Annotated in this window: 22 protein-coding genes; 4 read left to right on the top strand and 18 right to left on the bottom strand. The window is 37.2% G+C overall.

Annotation, left to right across the window (positions count from 1 at the left end):
• Positions 1-248: 248 nt before the first annotated feature.
• From OCV53_RS04450 to OCV53_RS04425, 6 genes are all read right to left on the bottom strand, one after another.
• Positions 249-890, bottom strand: a complete 642-nt coding sequence (locus OCV53_RS04450; RefSeq protein WP_055196705.1) for an epoxyqueuosine reductase QueH — start codon at positions 888-890, stop codon at positions 249-251.
• 19 nt (positions 891-909) lie between these two features.
• Positions 910-1158 (bottom strand): hypothetical protein, encoded by a 249-nt coding sequence (locus tag OCV53_RS04445; RefSeq protein WP_148368910.1) that lies wholly within the window; start codon positions 1156-1158, stop codon positions 910-912.
• On the bottom strand, positions 1118-1330 hold the full coding sequence (locus OCV53_RS04440; protein WP_148368908.1) for a hypothetical protein: 213 nt from the start codon (positions 1328-1330) through the stop codon (positions 1118-1120). Before OCV53_RS04440 ends, OCV53_RS04445 begins: the two co-directional genes overlap by 41 nt.
• A gap of 82 nt (positions 1331-1412) precedes the next feature.
• Entirely contained in the window at positions 1413-1574 is a 162-nt protein-coding gene (locus OCV53_RS04435) for a hypothetical protein (RefSeq protein WP_155492457.1), read from the bottom strand.
• Positions 1575-1628: 54 nt separating this feature from the next.
• On the bottom strand, positions 1629-1739 hold the full coding sequence (locus tag OCV53_RS04430; protein ID WP_242852112.1) for a hypothetical protein: 111 nt from the start codon (positions 1737-1739) through the stop codon (positions 1629-1631).
• A 1-nt stretch (position 1740) separates the two neighbouring features.
• Positions 1741-2226, bottom strand: a complete 486-nt coding sequence (locus tag OCV53_RS04425) for a MarR family winged helix-turn-helix transcriptional regulator (protein WP_022375095.1) — start codon at positions 2224-2226, stop codon at positions 1741-1743.
• Positions 2227-2425: 199 nt separating this feature from the next.
• Here OCV53_RS04425 and htpG point away from each other — a divergent pair, with 199 nt between their 5' ends.
• From htpG to OCV53_RS04410, 3 genes are all read left to right on the top strand, one after another.
• The gene (gene htpG / locus OCV53_RS04420) at positions 2426-4426 is read left to right on the top strand and encodes a molecular chaperone HtpG (protein ID WP_055196703.1); all 2001 of its coding nucleotides are present in this window, start codon (positions 2426-2428) and stop codon (positions 4424-4426) included.
• Between the two features lie 256 nt (positions 4427-4682).
• Positions 4683-5387: a YoaK family protein gene (locus OCV53_RS04415; protein WP_242852111.1), complete on the top strand. Its 705-nt coding sequence runs from the start codon at positions 4683-4685 to the stop codon at positions 5385-5387.
• Between the two features lie 2 nt (positions 5388-5389).
• Complete coding sequence (locus tag OCV53_RS04410; protein WP_055196701.1) at positions 5390-6334, top strand: AEC family transporter; 945 nt, start codon at positions 5390-5392, stop codon at positions 6332-6334.
• On the opposite strand, the gene asnB is transcribed toward OCV53_RS04410, so the two are convergent.
• The 3 genes from asnB to dpsA are packed head-to-tail and all read right to left on the bottom strand — an operon-like array spanning position 6335 to position 9653.
• The gene (asnB, locus tag OCV53_RS04405) at positions 6335-8191 is read right to left on the bottom strand and encodes an asparagine synthase (glutamine-hydrolyzing) (RefSeq protein WP_055196700.1); all 1857 of its coding nucleotides are present in this window, start codon (positions 8189-8191) and stop codon (positions 6335-6337) included.
• 15 nt (positions 8192-8206) lie between these two features.
• The gene (locus OCV53_RS04400) at positions 8207-8797 is read right to left on the bottom strand and encodes a dipicolinate synthase subunit B (protein WP_055196752.1); all 591 of its coding nucleotides are present in this window, start codon (positions 8795-8797) and stop codon (positions 8207-8209) included.
• Positions 8781-9653, bottom strand: a complete 873-nt coding sequence (gene dpsA / locus OCV53_RS04395) for a dipicolinate synthase subunit DpsA (RefSeq protein WP_055196699.1) — start codon at positions 9651-9653, stop codon at positions 8781-8783. Before dpsA ends, OCV53_RS04400 begins: the two co-directional genes overlap by 17 nt.
• 269 nt (positions 9654-9922) lie before the next feature.
• Here dpsA and OCV53_RS04390 point away from each other — a divergent pair, with 269 nt between their 5' ends.
• Positions 9923-10504, top strand: a complete 582-nt coding sequence (locus OCV53_RS04390; RefSeq protein ID WP_055196698.1) for a 50S ribosomal protein L25 — start codon at positions 9923-9925, stop codon at positions 10502-10504.
• A 35-nt stretch (positions 10505-10539) separates the two neighbouring features.
• Here OCV53_RS04390 and OCV53_RS04385 read toward each other — a convergent pair whose 3' ends face one another.
• The 9 genes from OCV53_RS04385 to OCV53_RS04345 all read right to left on the bottom strand — a co-directional run bounded on the left by OCV53_RS04385 (position 10540) and on the right by OCV53_RS04345 (position 21941).
• Entirely contained in the window at positions 10540-11568 is a 1029-nt protein-coding gene (locus tag OCV53_RS04385; RefSeq protein ID WP_055196697.1) for a DUF3878 family protein, read from the bottom strand.
• Between the two features lie 31 nt (positions 11569-11599).
• Positions 11600-13477 carry a DNA helicase RecQ gene (gene recQ, locus OCV53_RS04380; protein WP_081019958.1) on the bottom strand — a complete coding sequence of 626 codons (1878 nt, stop codon included), beginning with the start codon at positions 13475-13477 and terminating at the stop codon, positions 11600-11602.
• Positions 13478-13571: 94 nt separating this feature from the next.
• Positions 13572-14132, bottom strand: a complete 561-nt coding sequence (locus tag OCV53_RS04375) for a chromate transporter (RefSeq protein WP_055196696.1) — start codon at positions 14130-14132, stop codon at positions 13572-13574.
• Positions 14129-14716 (bottom strand): chromate transporter, encoded by a 588-nt coding sequence (locus OCV53_RS04370; RefSeq protein ID WP_081019955.1) that lies wholly within the window; start codon positions 14714-14716, stop codon positions 14129-14131. The genes OCV53_RS04375 and OCV53_RS04370 overlap by 4 nt, the downstream gene beginning before the upstream one ends.
• 29 nt (positions 14717-14745) lie before the next feature.
• Positions 14746-16494, bottom strand: coding sequence for an ABC transporter ATP-binding protein (locus OCV53_RS04365; RefSeq protein WP_055196695.1), 1749 nt, complete (start codon positions 16492-16494; stop codon positions 14746-14748).
• A gap of 4 nt (positions 16495-16498) precedes the next feature.
• Positions 16499-18226: an ABC transporter ATP-binding protein gene (locus OCV53_RS04360; RefSeq protein WP_055196694.1), complete on the bottom strand. Its 1728-nt coding sequence runs from the start codon at positions 18224-18226 to the stop codon at positions 16499-16501.
• A gap of 162 nt (positions 18227-18388) precedes the next feature.
• Positions 18389-19399 carry a UDP-glucose 4-epimerase GalE gene (gene galE, locus OCV53_RS04355; RefSeq protein ID WP_055196693.1) on the bottom strand — a complete coding sequence of 337 codons (1011 nt, stop codon included), beginning with the start codon at positions 19397-19399 and terminating at the stop codon, positions 18389-18391.
• A 24-nt stretch (positions 19400-19423) separates the two neighbouring features.
• A complete protein-coding gene (gene galT, locus OCV53_RS04350) occupies positions 19424-20920 on the bottom strand; it encodes a UDP-glucose--hexose-1-phosphate uridylyltransferase (protein WP_055196692.1) in 1497 nt (498 codons plus the stop codon).
• A 1-nt stretch (position 20921) separates the two neighbouring features.
• Positions 20922-21941 carry an aldose epimerase family protein gene (locus OCV53_RS04345; RefSeq protein ID WP_055196691.1) on the bottom strand — a complete coding sequence of 340 codons (1020 nt, stop codon included), beginning with the start codon at positions 21939-21941 and terminating at the stop codon, positions 20922-20924.

Here is a 21941-nt window from a genome sequence, read left to right as displayed (position 1 = left end):
CATTCATAGGGTATATAGTAGAAAAGACTAACTTTCTACCTATAGAATAAGGGTTTGCTCATAACCCTTATTGTTTGTATAAAAAAAAGAAATATCCTAAAATAAAAATTACGAAGCTAAGTATTGGAAATTCAGCCATTTTGTCCTTCCAATACCTGGGTCATTTTTTATTTCAGAAATATTTCTCTACAAATTGTAAAAATTTTATCATAAATTTTTTGTCGTTGCAAGTACTTTTTTGTATTTTTCTACATTTTTTCTATGTTTTTTTGTTTGTTCATCCGTTCTTCACTTTCTCGCTTCGAGAAAATGCAACCGCAGAAATTCTGGCGATACAGATTATATTCTTTGGATAACTGAATAGATCTCTGGTAGCCACCTTTCTTTTTAAAATCTGATGGCAGAAATTCTACACCCAAAAGTTCTCCTGCTTTCTGTCCTAATTCATTCAGCCATGATGCGTTTTTTAACGGACTGATCGTGAGAGTTGTTGTGAAATAGTCATATCCGCCTTCTTTGGCAAGCTTGGCTGCCTGATCCAGTCTTAGCTTGTAGCAGCGGTAACATCTCTTGCCGCCTTCTGGTTCCTGCTCATACCCCTTTGCCATATCAAAGAACGTCTGTGGATCATATCCGGCATCGATCACTTTAATAGGAAGATTCATTTCATTGACCAATCGCTGCTGCTCATGAACTCTTTTTTCGTACTCTTCTTTGGAGTCGATGTTGGGGTTGTAGTAGTCGATGGTGATATCGAAATATTGGGAGAGATACTCCAGGACGTAGCTGCTGCATGGGGCGCAGCAACTGTGGAGTAGCAATGTTGGTTTCGTTTCTCCTAAATTTTCGATTACTTTATCTAATTGCTTTTGGTAATTTATTTTGTTCATTAATTATCTCTTTCTGGTCTTATTTTTCTCTTTTAAGTGGTACCGCAAGAAGTCTGTCTACATCTTGTTCCTGCAGCATACCATAAGACTCAAATCCATTCTCCTGTTCTATATTTGATATAAAATAAACTTCGTCTTTCTCAAAAGACTCCATCCATACAGATATAACATCGATTGGAACTGCCTGTAAATTATCGATCTGTGGCACAACTCCATCACTGGCATATTCATAAGTATTTTGTAGTGTTTTTCCATTCTCCATCTTCAAATAAATAACTGCACACATAGACATGAAAAAAGAACATGATCACATCACTCAATATAAATACCATAAAATTGCTGATACGCACCATATAATGTCCAAGACTTCCTACACATCCACGAAATATATACGCAAGTGCATCATTAAAAAGAAGGATTGCCGTAAAGAACTGCATCAACTGCAGCCATTTCCTTTCCGTAAAACTTTTACTTTCTTTAATTAAACATACTATACCACACTTTTTTTTAAAAAACCATAAATCATTTACTTCGGATCAAATAATACATCACACATCCCGTCATGCATGAAATTGCTTCAGAAACCACAACGAATCTTCGAAATATAAACAGTACGACAACCAATCCTGTGATCAATTCTGTCTGATATATGACTGTCTTTTTGAGAAATACCAAATCCTGCAAGAACATAGTCTCCATATTTCATTGCATAATAATTAAACATAAGACTCGAAATGATCAACAAACCATCAAGAATGTTGCAAATGGCAGTAATAATGAAATTGCTGCTAGTTCATGTGTATCATTTAATTTTCCTATAAAAAATGTATCCGTAAGATTATAGATCATATTAACAGACATCCCAAGCATCATTGGAATTGTCATATGCTTCCTGATCTAATGGGTTCCCAACCATTTCTTCCAGCGAGGAAAGAATTCGATCAATGTAGGAAGAAAATTGCTCTAATTCTTCATTGGTCAGACAATCAAAGATTTCTTTATATTCTTCTTCTTTCTGCTTAACCTTTTTGCCTTCTTCTGTCAGACATACGATCATAACTCGTTTGTCTTCTTTTGATGGTTTTCTTTTAACATATCCACTTTTTTCAAGTTTCTTTAACAACTCATTTAATGACTGCTGTTTAATTCCTAAGAGATATGCCATATCTTTCGTCGCAATCTCTGGCTGAATCTTAAGTAATGCAAGAACTCTTCCCTGTCCTTCATTTCTATTTTCATAAATATTGTGTTCCTTACAATTCATCATCTGATAACGCCTTAAAAGCCATTGAAGAGTCATTAGCTTTTTGTAAATATCTTTATACATCTCATCCATTTGTTTTTCCTCCTTTATTTTATACAGGTAGCTGTAGAATTAACAAGTATATGTATTATTAGCACTCTTTTTTATTGAGTGCTAATTTTTACTTGACTTTTATCAACTTTGGTTCTACAATAACATTTATAAAAGTTCTATTTGACATAGAACACTTAAAATAAGACTAAAATATTTTTAAATAAAGGAGTGTAACATTATGGCAGAAAAAAAAGGAACTCTTTCCATTAACAGCGATAATATTTTTCCAATTATTAAGAAATGGCTTTATTCCGATCACGATATTTTCTTCCGTGAATTAATCTCTAACGGATGCGATGCCATCACAAAATTAAAGAAATTAGACATGATGGGAGAATACAATTTCCCAGAAGGACATAAAAATAAAGTTGACGTTATCCTTGACCCTGAGAAGAAAACTTTAAAATTCATCGATACTGGTCTTGGTATGACAGCGGACGAAGTTGAGAAATACATCACGCAGATCGCATTTTCTGGAGCGACTCAGTTCTTAGAGCAGTACAAAGATAAAACAGAAGGTGACCAGATCATCGGACATTTCGGTCTTGGTTTCTATTCTGCATTTATGGTAGCTGATGAAGTTACGATTGATACTCTTTCTTATAAAGAAGGAGCTGAACCTGTTCACTGGACTTGTGATGGTGGTACAGAGTATACAATGACAACTGGTACAAAAGAGTCTGTTGGTACGGAGATCACTTTATTCTTAAATGAAGAAAGTACAGAATTCACAAATGAATACCGTGCAAGAGAGATCATCGAGAAATACTGCTCTTTCATGCCAACTGAGATCTTCTTATCTGTAGAAGGTGCTGAACAGGAATTTGAAACAATCCCAGAAGATCAGGTAAAAGATGATGATGTTGTTGTAGAACATATTCATGAAGATGCAAAAACAGAAGAAAAAGAAAACGAAGATGGTACAAAAGAAACAGTTGAAGTATCTCCAGCAAAAGATCTTGTAAAGATCAACAAACGTCCTGTTTCTTTAAGTGATACACATCCACTTTGGAATAAACGTCCAAATGAATGTACAGACGAAGAATACAAAGAATTCTACCACAAAGTCTTCCATGACTTTAAAGAACCATTATTCTGGATCCATCTAAACATGGATTACCCATTTAACTTAAAAGGTATCCTTTACTTTCCTCAGATCAATACAGAATATGATTCTATCGAAGGAACAATTAAATTATATAACAATCAGGTATTTATCGCCGATAACATCAAAGAAGTCATTCCTGAATTCTTAATGTTATTAAAAGGTGTGATCGATTGTCCTGACCTTCCACTGAACGTATCAAGAAGTGCTCTTCAGAACGATGGATTCGTGAAGAAAATTTCTGATTACATCACAAAGAAAGTTGCTGATAAGTTAACTGGTATGTGCAAGACAGACCGTGAATCTTATGAAAAATACTGGGATGATATCAGTCCATTTATCAAATTTGGATTCATCCGTGACCAGAAATTTGCAGATAAGATCAAAGATTACATCTTATTTAAGAATATGGAACATAAATATGTAACATTAAGTGACCTTGTTCCAGCTCCTGCAAACGATGATGATGTGACAACTTTATACTATATCACAGATGAAGTTCAGCAAAGCCAGTATATCAATATGTTCAAAGAACAGGATATGGATGCTGTCATTTTAAATCATAACATTGATTCTGCATTTATCACACAGATTGAACAGCAGAATCAGCATATCAAATTTAAACGTATCGATGCGGATGTCGAAGATGCCCTTAAAGAAGATGTAGATGAAAAAGAATTAGATAAAATCAAGACTTCTTTAACTGACCTGTTTAGAAAGACTTTAAACAAAGAAAATCTTGAAGTTCACGTTGAAAAATTAAAAGATGCAAAGATTTCTTCTATCATCACTTTATCTGAAGAAAGCAGACGTATGCAGGATATGATGAAGATGTATGTAATGCCTGGTATGGACCCTAATATGTTTGGTGCTCCTGCACAGGTTCTGACTCTAAATGCAAATAATACACTTGTGAAATATCTGTTTGAGCATGGAGATGCCCAAAATGCAAAGATTATTTGCGAACAGCTGTATGATCTTGCCATGTTAAGTCATACAACATTAGCTCCTGAAGAAATGACAAAATTTGTTCAGAGAAGTAATGAGATCATGGAAATGATCACGAAATTTTAATTTGCTAGTTTGATGACGAAAATTATTGGTGGAATGTTATAAAAAGGGTTATCTGTCTGCGACGCGCTCTCGCTCGACTCAGACAGATAACCCTTTTTATAATATTCAAATAATTTACGTAATCGAAACCACTACCGCCTTCAGTTAGTGAATACAAACTTACGTACAAATCATAACTTTACAATTCTTCTGGATGGTTATATAATATTTTGGAAATATTTTTAAGAAAGCTGGTTTTTTCATGTGTAGTAGGGATATGGATCGTTGGATCCATTTTAATATGGCAATCGTTGGGGGATTTCTTGGTGGTTTTTCGATTCTTAATCATCATGAACTCTTTGGTTCTGCGCAGACTTCGAATCTGATCTCTGTATTTGCAGATCTTGCTGGACACCCAGATGCGAATTTCTTTGTGCGACTTCTTGGTGTTTTTATTTATATGTTTGCATTATCACTGACGGTGATCTTACCGAAGTTTACAAGGCTGCATCTTCCTTATGTCAGTCTTTTTATAGATGCAATGGCAGCCTTGATCGTTGCTTTTCTTCCATCGGATCTGAATGATTTCATTGCCCTCTATCCGTTGTATTTTGCAATGGCAATTCAGTGGTGTTCCTTTAAGGGTGGGGATGGATTTACCTGCTCTACAATTTTTTCTACGAATAACCTGCGTCAGTTTACGACATCTATGACAGAATATCTTTGCAGTAAAGATCCCGACGCCTTAAGAAAATGGAAATTTTTCGCTTCTGTTTTGCTTTGTTTCCATTTTGGTGTTATCGTTTCTTATCTATCTTGCAAAAACTTTGGACATACTGGTTCTCTCGTATGTTTTCTGCCTGTTTTCAGTGGTTTTTGTCTTGTGTGGACGAGAAAACATTTTGTTGCAGTGAAACATTTTATCTACCACTACCTGATCACACCAAAGAAAAGTTCAGCTTATACTACAGAAAGTGAGTAATTATGGAAAATTTAATCTTTAGCTTAAACGCTACAGTTCCCGTCTTTTTGATGATGATCTTAGGACTTGTCTTTAAAAAGATTGGATGGATTGATGATATTTTTGCTTCGAAAATGAATAAGTTTGTTTTTATGGTTCCTTTGCCTGTCTTGGTATTTGAGGATCTTGCAACGGTTGATTTTTCAAAAGTCTGGGATGTTAAGTTTGTCCTGTTTTGTTTTATCGTTACCATGATCAGTATTACGATTTCTTTTCTGATTTCTTGTCTGCTCAATGATAAAACGATCCGTGGTGAATTTATTCAGGCGGCTTACCGAAGCAGTGCTGCTCTCCTTGGAATCGCATTTATCCAAAACATTTATGGAAATGCCGGAATGGCTCCTTTGATGATCATTGGAAGTGTACCATTATATAATATGATGGCTGTTGTTGTCTTATCTGTATTTAAACCTGGACAGAGTGGGCTTGACCATACTGTTGTGAAAAAAACAGTCAAAGGAATCGTGACAAACCCAATCCTTATCGGAATTGTTGCTGGACTTGTCTGGTCTGCATTAAAAATTCCAATGCCTGCAATCCCTAAAAAGGTTATTTCAAGCATTGGAAATGTCGCCACTCCAATGGGACTCATGGCGATGGGCGCTACCTTCGATATCAAAAAAGCTTTTGGAAAGATCAAACCATCTGCCATTGCTGCTTTTATGAAACTTATTGGTCTTTGTGCCATTTTCCTGCCAATTGCAGTGAAACTTGGATTCCGTACCGATAAGTTGGTTGCCATCCTTATCATGCTTGGTTCCGCAACAACAGTAAGTAGTTTTGTTATGGCGAAGAATATGGGACATGAGGGAACTCTTTCTTCCAGTGTTGTCATGTTAACAACGATGTTTAGTGCATTTACAGTTACAGGATGGCTATATATTTTAAGACATTTTATGTTAATCTAGCTAACTCAGATCCAATGTGATCTGGTATTTTTCCAGCCAGTAATTGACTTGCAGAAGGTAAGCGATCATCTGAGGACCTGCCATCAGCTGTCCATACCATGGTTTACCATAGTCTTTCGGACTGTCTAAGAATCTGCTTAGTTTATATGCATCGATCAGTTCTTTGATCGGTGCTCCTTTTTTTGCCATAACTTTCAGAAGTTCTTTGGATAAGATTTTTTCATAGTTTGGATCATAAGTCTTTGGATATGGACTTTTTCTTCGATACAATACCTCATCTGGCAGGATTCCTTTCCCTGCTGCTCTTAGCAATCCTTTTACCACACCATTTAAACATTTTAACTCCCACGGAACATTATAAAGATATTCCACGATCCTGTGATCAGCAAACGGCACTCGTGCTTCTAACCCACAATGCATGCTCGTGCGATCCATGCGATCCATTAAGGTTACCATAAACCATCTTAGATTCAGATAAGAAATCTGCCTTCTTCTAGCTTCTATCCGATCTTCTCCATAAAGTTTTGGCGTCTCATTGATCGTCTTTTGATAAGCTGTTCTTGCATAAGATTCTAAATCCACTTTCTGTATGATATCATCATTTAACAGCATTTTTCTTGGTTGCATATCCATAGACCATGGGAAGATCTCTGCCTTGAAGCATTCCTCTTTATGAAACCATGGATAACCACCAAAAATTTCATCTGCACACTCCCCTGTTAATGTTACTTTGTTATATTTTACAACTTTCGAACAAAAATATAGCATCGAAGACTCCACATCTGCCATACATGGAAGATCTCTGGCATCAACTGCTTTGTATAAATTTTCGATCATATTTTCATTGTCGCATTCCAAATATCTGTGATCTGTCTTTGCATGATCAACCATCTTATCAACCCATGGACGGTCTTCGCTTGGCTGGAAGGCGTTTGATTTAAAATATTTATGATTATTTACAAAATCAAAGGAAAATGTGTTTAAATTTTTTCCTTCTTTTTGAAGCTTTTTCGCACAGATTGCTGTGACAAGACTACTGTCAACTCCACCGGATAAAAATGTACTGATTGGAATATCGGATAACATCTGCATTTCCACGGCATCTTTTACTAGCCACCTTGTATGCTCGATCGTATCTTTTTCGCTGTCTGTGTGTTCTTTCGCTTTCAATTCCCAATATGCACGATCTTTCAGCCCTTCACGATCGTATTCCAGGAAATGCCCTGGAAGAACTTCATAAATATCTTTGAACACTCCTTTTCCATATGACTTTGCAGGTCCTAACCCAAAGATTTCACAAAGTCCTTCTCTGTTGATCACTGGTTTGACTCCTGGATAGGCAAACAAGCCTTTGATCTCAGATGCAAAGATTAATGTATCTCCTCGTTTTGTATAAAATAACGGCTTCACACCAACACGATCTCTGATCAAATATAATTTCTTCCGTTTCCCATCCCACAGAGCAATAGAAAAAATTCCATTCAACTCTTCAATATAAGAAATTCCATACCTGATATACCCGGTTAATACAACTTCCGTGTCACTCGTTGTCGAAAACATTTCTCCTTCTTTGATCAGTTGTTCTTTTAACGTTTTCATGTTATAAATCTCGCCATTTAAGATGATTGCGTAGGTATTTCCTTCTTTCTTTTTACACATTGGCTGATGTCCCCTGTAAAGGTCAAGGATTGACAATCGTACATGCCCTAATGCACAGCCATTTTCCAAAAATATCCCTTCATCATCTGGACCTCGATGTCTTTGAACTTCATTCATTTTCCTTAAGATCTGATATATTTCTTTCTCTGTTTTTTTATCATTGTTTCTAGGATTTAGAAATCCTGCAATTCCACACATACACGCTACCTCTTTTTATTTTTTATGATCAATGAGAACCGGCTGGTATTGTCTGCCTTTTAATGCCTGCAAAATTGTCGGAATGAGCAGTCTTGTATCCGCGATCATGGAGTTTGGCTTCTTTACCGGATCATCCTGTCCGAATGGTACAAAATAAATATGCTTATGATTTAAAAGATTCCCGATATTCTTAAGATTCATACCTAAGGCATCATTGCTCGCCATAGAGATAACGACTGGTTTTTCATTCCGCAGCTGCGCTTTAGCTGCCATTAAAACCGGGGTATCTGTAATTCCATTGGCAAGTTTCGCCATGGTATTTCCTGTACATGGCATTAGAATCAGGATATCCAGACACCCTGTCGGACCGATGATTTCTGCTTCTTCAATCGTTTTCATCGGTTCATTTCCTGTCATATTGTGTGCTCTTTTTACAAATTCCTCACCTTTTCCAAACCTGCATTTGATATGCTGGGATATGTCAGAAAAGATCGTCTGCAGGATCGCACCTTCTTCTAGTAAGCGATCGATCTGTTCAAAGGCTTTTGTATAAGTGCAAAAGGAACCTGTCATTGCTACTCCGATTCTTTTATTTTTCAATACCATGTTTGATCTCTCCACTGATTTCTAAAACTTTTTTTGCAAGCATGATCCCAGAAGATTTCGGGGAATAAATGCCTGGAAGACTTGGGCATAGTTTTGCACAGATTCCTAGTTTTTCCGCCATTTGATGGTTTGTTCCACCAGGATAGGAAGCAATATCTATGATGCAGGATTCTTTGGAGATCTTCCTGAGGATATCTTCTTTTAGGATCTGTTTTGGAACGGTATTAAAAATATGATCATACTGACAGATCCGCCGTTTTAGTTCCGTAAAATCCATAACCTCAAGTCCAAAAGATTTTGCAAGACTTCTTGCTGTTTTATTTCTGGCACAGACTGTTACCTGAGCATCCATTCCTTTTAGTTTCGCTGCAAGAACTTTTGCACATCTTCCATAGCCAAGGACCAGACAACGACTTTTGTGAAGATTGATCGGCTGCATCTTGATCGCTTCCATGATCGCACCTTCTGCAGTTGCGATCGCATTGTAGATAGCGACATCATCCATTTTCATGAAGTCAAATGCTTTGATTCCTTTTTGTTCACATTCATGTCGAATTTCTTCATTGATACATCCCCCAAATAAAATCTGTTCTTTCGTCATTTCTTGAAGCAGTGTTTCTACTGACATTTTTTTGTTGCTAGAACTTCCTGTGATTTCCCCGTTTTTTGAAAAAACGACGGGTCCAATCATGCACTTCGCTTCTCTTATGACATTTTCAAAAGATTTACCTTCCTTGCATTCTGAGCCTTCTTTTTTGGTTGCATATGTGATAACCTGATATCTTTGATTTTTTAGATAGTTGGCTAAATATACCTGTCTCATATCACCGCCGATAACGGCAAAATCATAAATCACAGTCTTTTTTCCTTTCTTTTTTCTTCTATTTAATATATGTGATTTTTATTCATTTTGTTCTTTTAAAAATACATCAATTTTACCCCTTTAAAAATTAAAAAGTAGTGATATAATAAACTCAAGTGCATAGAAACACCTACAATACAGCAAGAGCTTCCACTACACTGGGAGCTCTTTTTGTGTATTTATATATTTTATACACAAAGTACTTTCGGTGTTATACCATAACATGCATAATATCTTAATGTTTTTTCAAGGAGGAACTTTTTATGAACACATTAACTGCAGAAAAAAGAGATTTGAAAACAAAGGCTAAAAAATTAAGAAAAGAAGGTTATGTTATCGGAAATCTGTTTGGCAGAGATATCGAAAATTCCATTCCATTGAAAGTTGATTCCCGTGAAGCCGCTAAATTCTTAAAGGATAACAAAAAAGGAGCTCATATTACTTTACTTGTTGACGGAGAAAATGTAGACGCCATCGTAAAAGAAATCGACTACAATGCCATGAAAAACGAAACAATGTTTATTAACTTCCAGGCATTAGTTGCTGACGAAAAGATCCACACAACTGCTGCGATCGAATTATTAAACGAAGATGCTGTACAGAATGGTATCGTTGAACAGTCCTTATCTGAAATCGAATACAAAGCATTCCCAACTGATATCGTTGAAAAGGTTGAGATTGATTTAACACAGTACAATGTTGGTGATATGATCCATGTCAAAGACTTGCCATTAGCTGCTAACAGCAAGATCTCTCTTGTTACACCAGAAGATACTTTGGTTGTTAACATCGCAGAACCAGAAGCTGCACCTGAGGATGAAGACGAAGAAGCGGCTGAAGAATAAATAAATCAGTGAAAGAAAAGACTCGATTTTCATAATTAAAAATCGAGTCTTTTTATTTTGCCTTTTCTTTGATATCCTTTAAAAAATCCAGCATTTTTTCTCGGATGTTTTTCTCTGCATTCTGAGATCATCAACTGAATCTTAAATTTAAAATCTTCAGATTCCAAGATCGTAAATGGATGTTCTTCTGTTACACAAACCGATAAATGTTCGCTCTCATATTGTGGATACGTTCCTGTAAATCCTTGTTCTTTCAGTTTTTTATCAACCTGTTCTCTGTATCGTTGAATCTTCTGATCGATTCTTTCTCCATAGTTCCTTGCTGGATATGGATCAGAAGCATTGCAGACTTTCTCGCAGATCAATTCATATAAATCTTGTCTCTTTGGATCTTGCAGTTTCTTTGCAAGCGTCATCTCCATTCGTTTGGTTGGGTGCTTCTCATATTTATCGATCCATTTTAAATAATCTTTATCACCTGCCTGCATAGCAAGATTTCTCATACATTCTAATCCTTCTTCGGTTTTGTCATACCATTCTTCTGGATCTTCATTGATCGGAAAATAGTAATAAAATGGTGCAAATTCGATCAATGACATGATCTCCATCTCTTGATCATTACACACTTCTTCCCCTAAAAAGCAATATTTCTCACGGATCGTTCCAATCATATAGACTAGCTGGCGCCACTGCTCAGCTCCATCTCTCCAGAAATGTCCGATCTCATGATACCGGTAACAGTTCGTATGTTCCATGATCTCATCAAACCACATTGTAAAAACACTTTCTTCTCCCTGATGAACAATCAACCCATAACGACCTTCTCGTTCTTCCAGTTGTGCCCACATCTCTCCTTCATAGTCTTTGTCATATTTTCCAGAGATACGAAGTCCATGAAAACTTAGATAACACTCAATTGCATCGTTCATCATATATGGAACATATCCTGTTTGATTTCCATCTTTTTCTTCGACTTGAAGTTCAAACACTTGATATTCAAATATCTGCACAAGCAACTGTATGGATCTTGATATTTCTTCTAAATTTGTTTCAAAATAGTTCATACGGATTTCCTTTTCCTATTATCTATGTATTTTATTTATATTTCTGAATTTCATTTAAAAAACGTTCGCCATATTTCTGAAGCTTATGTTCTCCGACTCCATTGACTTCTAACATTTCCTCATCATTAGAAGGTTTCATCGTACTCATATGTACCAGTGTCTTATCGGAAAATACCATATATGGCGGGATTTTCTGTTCGGATGCGATCATTCTTCGAAGTACACGTAATGCTTCGAACAATTCTGTATCTTCCTCAGCAAGTGCTGCCACAGCCCCTGCTTTCTTACGTTTCTTCGTCTGAATCTTGCGTTCTTCTTTCTCTTTTTCGACTTCTTTTGGAATCTTGATCTCAAAGTTCCAGTTATCATCAATCTTAGTAATATCTGCAACGCTTAAAACCGGATATTCATCAGCTGTCATTTCCAGATATCCATAGACTAACATTTCATTGATGATCTGTCGTATCCTTGCAATGCTTTCTGATGCCAATGCTCCATATTGTGAATTCTCATCTAAATGACGGCTTAATACTTTCTGGCTCTTTGAACCTTTTAAAATATCAACGATCGTGGATAGTCCGAAATCTCGATAACAATCTCTAATACATTGGATGATAGCTTTCGCTTCCATTGTTGCATCAACCGTTTCAAACTCGGTCAGACAGTTTAAGCAGTTTCCACAGTATCCGCTTGTCTGTTCTCCAAAATAATTTAAAATATAATGACGTAAACATTCCTTCGTATAGCAGTAAAATGTCATCTGACGAAGTCTTTCCCAGTCTCTTTCCATCACGATCTGCTTTGTGATCGCATCTAATTCCTCATTCTCCTCTCCATTTTCGATCAGAAAACGATTGGTTCGGTTATCAATCGGCGCATAATATAAGATACATTCCGCAGGTTCTCCATCACGTCCTGCTCTTCCTGCTTCCTGATAATAACTTTCCATGTTCTTCGGCATATTATAATGAACAACAAAACGGACATCCGGCTTGTCGATTCCCATTCCAAAGGCATTTGTCGCTACCATGATCTGCTTTCTGTCATAGATAAAATCTTCCTGATTTTCCTTTCGTTCTTCATCCGATAATCCTGCATGGTATCTTGTCACGGAGAATCCATCTTCTCTTAACTGATAGCAGACTTCCTCAACATTTTTCCTAGACAGACAGTAAATGATCCCGCTGCTTCCTGGCATCTTTTCTTCTTTTTCTTTTAAATAACTTAGTAATTCTCTATACTTATCCCTTGGACGTTTTACTGCATAGTAAAGATTCTCCCGATCAAACCCTGTCGTTAATACAAATGGATCTCTCAGGTTCAAAATATCCATAATATCATCCCTGACTTCTGCTGTCGCTGTTGCTGTATATGCAGTCAGTACAGGCCGATACGGAAGTTTCTTTAAAAATTCCAAAATCTTTAGATAACTTGGCCGAAAATCCTGCCCCCACTGTGACACACAATGTGCCTCATCAACTGCCAACATTGATATCTTCACTCCCCTATTTAGCGCAAAATTGATAAAACCTTCTGTTTCCAAGCGTTCTGGTGCCACATAAATGATCTTATATCTTCCCTGCATCGCATATTTTAATGCGGTATGATACTGTCCCTGTGTCAGAGAACTATTTAAAAATGCCGCATGAATTCCGGCTTGATTCAGTGTCCCAACCTGATCTTTCATCAGCGAGATCAGTGGAGAGATCACAAGTGTAATTCCATCCATCATCAATGCTGGAATCTGAAAACAAAGAGACTTTCCTGCTCCTGTCGGCATGATCCCTAAGACATCCTGTCCATTTAATGCTGCCTCGATCAATTGTTCCTGACCTTGGCGGAATTCATCATATCCAAAGTATTGTTTTAATAGTTTCTTCGCTTCTTGTATCTTACTCAAATCTATCACTTCCTATTGTTTTATTTATACTTTTACCACTCTCATCGTTTATATTCCCATCCGGAGGGCTTTTTTATTTCATAGGGGATTTCATTGAAATTTCCTATGAAATGAAAAAGCTTCCAATCACATTTAGCACACCCGCAAACAGCATGACAATGATCGGGTCTTTTTTCTTTCTCAATAAAAGATAGATACAAACGATAAAAATACCACCCTGTATCCAGTTGATCTGTTGAAGATCTATATGACTTCCCTGAAAAAATGCCTGTGCAAGGATCGTAATTCCAGAAGTCAAGATCAGTGCGATCACCGCAGGACGTAAAGTATTTAACACCATTTGTATTCCTTCCATATGACGATATTTTACATAAAAATAAGCAATTGCTGTCACGATCACACACGCAGGGAATACACATCCCATCGTTGCACATAATGCTCCTTGCCACCCTGCGACTCTTATGCCCACGAAAGTCGCCGCATTAATTGTGATCGGTCCCGGTGTCATCTGCGAAATCGTTACGAGATCTCCAAATTCAGAGACAGACAACCAGTGATATACGTCTACCATCTGCTGCTGTATCATTGGCATTGCTGCATATCCGCCTCCGAAACTAAATGCTCCAATCTTTAAGAAACTTAAAAATAATTGCAGATAGATCATTTTCTGCCTCCTGTCTTCTTTCTTGAAATACCATATTGTACGATTCCAACTCCAATACATGCAAGAATAATGTAGATCACACTAATATCAAAGACATAACTTGCCATAAATGCCACAACCATAATGATCGCAAGTTCTATTCTGTTTTCCTTCTTACTTTGCCCTTTTGCCATCTCGTACACAACACTGATGATCACCGCGCCAACACCCGTCTGCATACCAGAAAGCATCGCTGCAACAATCCCGTTATCCCGAAATATTTCATAAAAAACAGAGACTACAGATATAATCAAAAATGGCGGTAGAACAGCTCCGAATACACTTACGATCACACCACTGATACCTGCTAATTTATAGCCAACAACGATTGCTCCATTCACTGCGATTGCTCCTGGGGCTGATTGTGCGATCGCCACCAGATCAAGCATCTCGTCTTCTTCGATCCAATGATATTCATTCACAAACTTCTTCTTCATCAAAGATACGATCATATAGCCGCCACCAAAGGTAAATGCACTTAAATAAAATGTTTCTATAAACAACCTCAATAATTTTTTCTTTTTTTTCATTCCTTTTTCTTCCATATGACATCTCCAGTCAAAAATCTTACCATTTATACTGGTGCAAACTGGCTGTTATATAATCTGGCATACGCACCATTTTTCGCTAAAAGTTCTTCATGTGTTCCCTGCTCCAAAATATGTCCATTTTCCATAACAAGTATCACATCCGCATTCTGAATCGTTGAAAGTCGGTGGGCTACGATAAAACTTGTTCTTCCTTTCATCATCGTTTCAAATGCTTTCTGAATTCGGAGCTCTGTCATCGTATCAATTGATGATGTCGCTTCATCTAAGATCAGCATTGGAGGAAGACTTAACATGATCCTTGCAATACAAAGGAGCTGTTTCTGTCCTTGAGAGAGATTTCCGCCACCTTCTGTAATGATCGTATCATAACCATCTGGCATTCGCTCGATAAATCCATGTGCATTGGCTTCTTTTGCTGCCATGATCATCTCTTCCTCAGTTGCATCTGGTTTTCCATAGCAGATATTTTCACGAATCGTTCCTGCTTTTAACCATGTCTCCTGAAGTACCATTCCATAACTGGATCGTAAACTTTCTCTCGTGACATCCCGGATATCATTTCCTTCCACCTTGATCATTCCTACATTCACATCATAAAAACGCATTAACAGATTGATCAACGTTGTTTTCCCACATCCTGTCGGTCCAACGATTGCAATCCGCTGTCCTGGTTCCACTTTCAGATTAAAATCCTGGATCAAAGGTACTTCTTTTACATAAGAAAAGTCCACATGCTCTAATTCTACATTTCCTTTCACATCCTGTAACGCCTTCGCATCTTTGGCATCAGGAATCATCGGCTCCTCATCTAACAATTCAAAAACTCTTGCCGCAGAAGCTAACGAATTCTGAAATTCTGTGATAACCCCTGTGATCTCATTAAACGGCTTTGTATACTGGTTTGTATAACTTAAAAAACTTGATAACTGACCAACACTGATATTTCCGCGAATAACACTCATACATCCTGCGATCGCAACCCCTGCATAGATTCCTGAATACATAAATCTGGTTGCCGGATTTGTGATAGATGAGAAAAATGTCGCTCTTAAGGAGTAATATGCAAGATCATCATTGATCTGATCAAACTCTTCCTGTGCTTTTTCTCCATGATCAAACACTTTGACTACTTTAATATTTCCAAGCATTTCATTGACAAATCCTGTCATATTTCCTCTAGTCTGTGATTGTTTCCGGAACATATTAAAACTTCGCTTTGAGATAAAACTTGCGATAAAAAACGAAAACGGACTTAAAATAACAACGACCAATGTGATCCATGGATTGATTCCTAACATAAAACAAATGGTTCCAATGATCGTGATCACACCAGTAAATAACTGTGTAAATCCAAGCAGCAATCCATCCGTAAACTGATCAATATCCGTTACGATCCGGCTGAGCAAGTCTCCTGAGGAGTGTGCATCTACATAAGATAATGGCAGTTTCTGCAAATGCTCAAATGCCTGAATCCTTAAATCTTTTCCAATCTTATATGTAATTTGGTTATTAACATGATTCATCAGCCACTGCGCTGCTGCCGTCAATACGATACAGATCACGATCGTTTTTATAATACTTATTAATCTTGCAAAATCAACATTTCCTTTTGATATAATGCAATCCACACCTTGTCCTGTCAGAATTGGAACATAAAGTGTCAGTGCCACACTGATCACCGCCAACACTAAAGACGCAAAGATCAAAAATCGATAAGGCTTCATATATTCCATGATCCTTTGTAATGTCTTTTGTTTTTTGTCTTTCTTCATGATCTTATGCCTCCTCTCCTGCCATCTGTGATGCGCAGATTTCTTTATATACCTGATTCTCTTTTAATAGCTGTAGATGAGTCCCGATTCCTGCAATCTTTCCATCATCCAACACTAAGATATGGTCAGCATTACGAATCGTTGATACTCTCTGGGATACAAGAAATACTGTCATATTATCTGTATTTTCTTTGATCGCTTTTCGAAGTCTTGCATCTGTTGCAAAGTCAAGTGCGGATGCACTATCGTCAAGAATTAAGATCTCAGGTTTACGTACTAATGCTCTTGCGATCGTTAGCCTCTGTTTTTGTCCGCCAGATAAGTTTCCTCCATTTTGTTCAATTCTAAAGTCTAATCTCTGTTCCTTCTGATCAACAAATTCTCTTGCCTGTGCGATATCCAATGCCTGATAGATTTCTTCATCTGTGGCATCTTCTTTACCCCATTTCATATTATCTCTTAGGCTTCCTTCAAACAAAGATGCTTTCTGCGGAACAAATCCGATCTTTCCTCGGATAAATTCTGGTTTTAATTCTTTCTCATCAACTCCACGGTATAGAATTCTTCCTGATGTCACATCATATAATCTTGCGATCAAAGATACAAAAGTACTCTTTCCTGACCCTGTACCTCCGATCACCCCGATCGTTTCGCCTTCTTTCACCGCAAAATCAAATGGATGGATCGTCTCTTTTCTTGCACCATGATAGACAAACGATGTATCTTTAAACTCAAGAATAGGTGTATCTTTCTTCTCTTCTATATCTGTTTTTCCAGTTTCCTTCATGGATGGCTCTAATGCAAAAATCTGATCCACACGGTCAAGACTTGCAAACGCTCTAGATAAGATGATCAAAAGATTCGCAAGTTTTACAAGTTCTACAAGGATCTGTGACATATAATTGATCAGGGCAATGATCTGTCCTTGTGTTAAATAACCCAGATCAACCTGTTTTCCACCAGACCATAGGATTGCAATGATCCCCAAATTAATGATCATGTAAGTCAGAGGATTTAGTAACGCTGAAATCTTTCCAACGTGGATCTGTTTGTTATAAAGCTGTCCACTTTGTAATCTGAAATTTTCTTCCTCACTTCTTTGTCTGTTAAATGCACGGATCACACGAATTCCAAGAAGATTTTCCCTTGTACTTTTTAATACTCCATCGACCTGTTTTTGTACTTTCTTATACATTGGCATCGTGATCCATAAGATCAGTCCAACAACCACTGCCAATGCTGTGATCGTAAATACAAAGGAAACCGCTGCCTTATGATCCACCGTAAATGCCATGAACATCGCACCAAATACAACAAATGGTGACCTTAAAAACAAACGCAGGAACATGTTAACTCCATTTTGCACCTGATTGATATCATTACTCATACGGTTGATCAGCGTTGATGTCCCAACCTGATCGATCTCCTGATAAGAAAATTGATTTATATGTGCAAACAAATCACTTCTCATCGACTTTCCTGTATACACAGCCGATCTTGCCGCAAAATACTGTGCTGTGATAGAAAATGAAAATCCAATGATTCCAAGTAAGATCAATAATCCTCCCATCTTCCACAAATATCCAATATCGTGATGTCCGATTCCTACATCGATCATGCTGGCAACGACCAATGGTACAAATAGTTCAAAACTAGCTTCCAGCATCTTAAATAATGGTGCAAGGATCGTAACACAAAGATGCTCCTTTAAATATCCTAGTAACCGTTTCATCGATTCGTACTCCTTCTTTTATCTTACTATTTTCTTTAGTATACACCATTTTATTTTTTATTTGAACATAGTCCCAGATATTTTACGAAAACAAAAAAGTACCGCTTAGAGCCAGGTAACATGCTCTAAACGGTACGGGGATGATTTATGGTTCAAAAAGAGTTATTTGTCTTCCTTTTGAACAGAACAATATCCTTGTGGGTGGCTGCTGTGCCATTTCCATGCGGATGCAATGATTTCTTCAAGATCTGCATGTTCTGGCTTCCATCCAAGGATATTCTTCGCTTTTTCACTGGAAGCGATCAAGACAGCCGGATCTCCAGCTCTTCTTCCTTCTTCCACAGCCTTGATCGGCTTTCCTGTCACTTTTCTGGCTGTTTCGATGACTTCTTTTACAGTAAATCCAACACCATTTCCAAGATTGAAGATGTTGCTTTCATTACCTTCCATTAAGTATTTCACTGCCAGAATATGTGCCTGTGCAAGGTCTGTTACATGAATATAGTCTCTTACACAAGTTCCATCTTTTGTATCATAATCCGTTCCAAAGATACTGATTGCTTCTCTTTTGCCATTTGGCACCTGTAAGATCAATGGAATCAGATGTGTTTCTGGATTATGATCTTCTCCGATCTGTCCACTTACATGTGCTCCGCAGGCATTAAAGTATCTTAAAGATACATAACGAAGTCCATGTGCACGACCAACCCACTTAAACATCTTTTCCATGGAAAGTTTTGTCTCTCCATAAGTGTTTGTTGGCTCTGTGCGGTCTGTCTCTACGATCGGTACTTTCTCTGGTTCTCCATAAGTTGCTGCTGTTGAGGAGAATACGATCTTATCGATGCCATGTTCTACTAAGGACTGTACCATTGTCTTTGTTCCACAAAGGTTATTATCATAATATTTTAATGGATTTACCATACTTTCTCCAACTAAGGAGTTCGCTGCGAAATGGATCACTGCATCGATATCTTTTTCCTGATCTAGGACACTGTCTACAAATGCTTTATCTCTTAAGTCTCCTTTGTAAAACTTTGCTTTTGGATGAACAGCCTCAATATGTCCTGTTTCCAGATTGTCGATGATCACGACTTCTTCCCCTGCATCGATCAGTTCATAAACTGTATGAGAACCAATATAACCAGCTCCACCTAATACTAATATTTTCATCTGTCATTTCCTTTCTGAACTCAATTACAAAGTTGCAATAAATCGGTCAAATGCTTTTCTTCCTTCTTCCGTGCATTTATAAACTCCGGCATCTTCTAAAACTTTAACGAATACTTGTCCGATCTCTTCTTTTAAGATATCTTCTACATTTTCTTCATTGATATCTTCATATTTTTCTTTGATCTCATCAACCCATGGTGCATGTTTCTTAAGATCTTCATACTGGCTGACATCTTCACCCTTCACAAGACATTCACTTAAATGTTCCATCTCTGCTTTTAATCTGGATGGAAGTACTGCAAGTCCCATAACCTCGATCAGTCCGATATTTTCTTTCTTGATATGATGATACTCATTATGTGGATGATAAAGTCCTAATGGACATTCTTTCGTTGTGATGTTGTTACGAAGTGTCAGATCCAGTTCATACATATCACCTTTTTTACGTGCGATCGGTGTGATCGTATTGTGTGGTTCTCCATCTGTCTCAGCAAAAATATATGCCTCTTCATCGGTATATCCACGCCAATTTTTCAAAATATAGTCTGCAAGTTCAATGAGTCGTTTTTCATCTTTGCACTGAATACGGATTACTGATAATGGCCAATGAACGATTCCTGCTTTCACATCTTCGTATCCTGGAATGACAAATTCTTTCTCGATCGCTGCACGTTCCATGGCAAATTCATAATGTCCACCTTGGAAATGATCATGTGTTAAGATAGAACCTCCAACGATTGGAAGATCGGCATTAGATCCTAGGAAATAGTGTGGAAACTGTTTTACAAAGTCAAATAGTTTTGTAAATGCTGCCTTATCAATCTTCATTGGTACGTGCTGTCCGTTAAATACGATACAGTGTTCATTGTAGTATACATATGGAGAGTACTGGAATCCCCATTTGCTGTCATTGATCACAAGCGGCATAATTCTGTGGTTCTGTCTTGCTGGATGATTCATTCTTCCTGCATATCCTTCATTTTCCATGCAAAGCTGGCACTTTGGATAAGAACTTTGTTTTGCATTTTTTGCTGCTGCAATTGCTTTTGGATCTTTCTCTGGTTTGGACAGGTTGATCGTGATGTCGATATCTCCGTATGGACTGTTTACTTTCCATTTCATATCTTTTTTGACGCGGTCTCTTCGGATATAGTTGGTATCCTGGCTGAATTCATAGAAAAACTCTGTTGCTTTCTTTGGACTCTCTTCGTAATAGGTACGGAATTCTTTGATAACCTGGCTTGGTTTTGGTGTCAGGATTCCCATTAATTTTGTGTCAAATAAATCTCTTGTCACGATATCATCACTTTTGATGATATAGCGATCATAAGCTGTATCTGTCAGACGATCTAAAATCTCTGGCAGGATGATTTCTTCTCCTTCAATATCAGGATCTTCATATTCATCTAATCGAAACACTTCCAGATATTGATTGATCGTATAGATTTCATCTTCTGGCATGATCAGTTTTTTATCAAGTCCATATGTTACAAGTTTTTTGATATCTTTTTGTAAATCCATCTTATTCCACCTCAAATCGATATGTTGTTACTGCTTCGTATTCTTCGCCTTTTCTTAAAATTACCTTTGGTTCTTTTTCTATATGTATGGAGTTTGGTAAGAACTGGGCTTCTAAGGCAACACCATCTCTGTTTTCGTATGGTTTCCCACCTTTTCCATTACATCCACCAGACAGGAAGTTTCCTGTGTATACCTGAATGCATGGAAGTGTTGTTGTCATCGTCATTTTTCTTCCAGTTTCTTTGTCATATAGAACTAACTGGTCATCTTCATCTTTTACCATGAAAGAATGATCATAACCTCCGGCAAGTTTTAACTGTTCATGATCATCGTTGATCCGCTCTCCGATCTCATGAATTTCTTTAAAGTCAAATGGTGTGTTTTCTATCTTTAAAAATGTTCCATTGGCAAGACAGTTTTCATCAACACATGCAATCTCATCCGCTTTTACCTTTAACTGATGATGATAAATTTTATCTTTTCCAGCAGATAAATTAAAGTAAGAATGATTTGTGATATTGATCAGTGTATCCTGATCGGATACTGCTTCATATTCCATTTTTAATGTATTATCGCATAAACGATACACAACTTTCAGATAAAGACTTCCCGGATATCCTTCTTCCATATCTGGTGAGAGATAGATAAAACGGATTCCATCTTCCAACAATTCATATTTAAATATCTTTTGATTAAATCCTTTGATTCCTCCATGGAGAGAATTCTTTCCATTGTTTGCTGCCAATTCGTATGTCTTTCCATTTAATTCAAACTTTGCATCTCCGATACGATTTGCAACACGTCCAGCGATCGCTCCCATGTAACTTCCATCTCCATGCCAGCAATCTTCCACATTCTCAAATCCAAGAACAACATCCCCAAAGTTTCCTTCTCGATCCTTTGTAAATACAGATAATATATGACATCCAAGATTACTTGTGATCACTCTGATCTCATCGTTTTTTAATTCAAATAAGCAGACTCCGTTATCTCTTTGTTCTATCATTCTTACTTTCATCAT

Source organism: Anaerostipes amylophilus, assembly GCF_025567365.1.
Taxonomy (GTDB): domain Bacteria; phylum Bacillota; class Clostridia; order Lachnospirales; family Lachnospiraceae; genus Anaerostipes; species Anaerostipes amylophilus.
The sequence above is the reverse complement of the archived record's forward strand: the minus strand, read 5'-3'. Positions and strand labels throughout refer to the sequence as shown.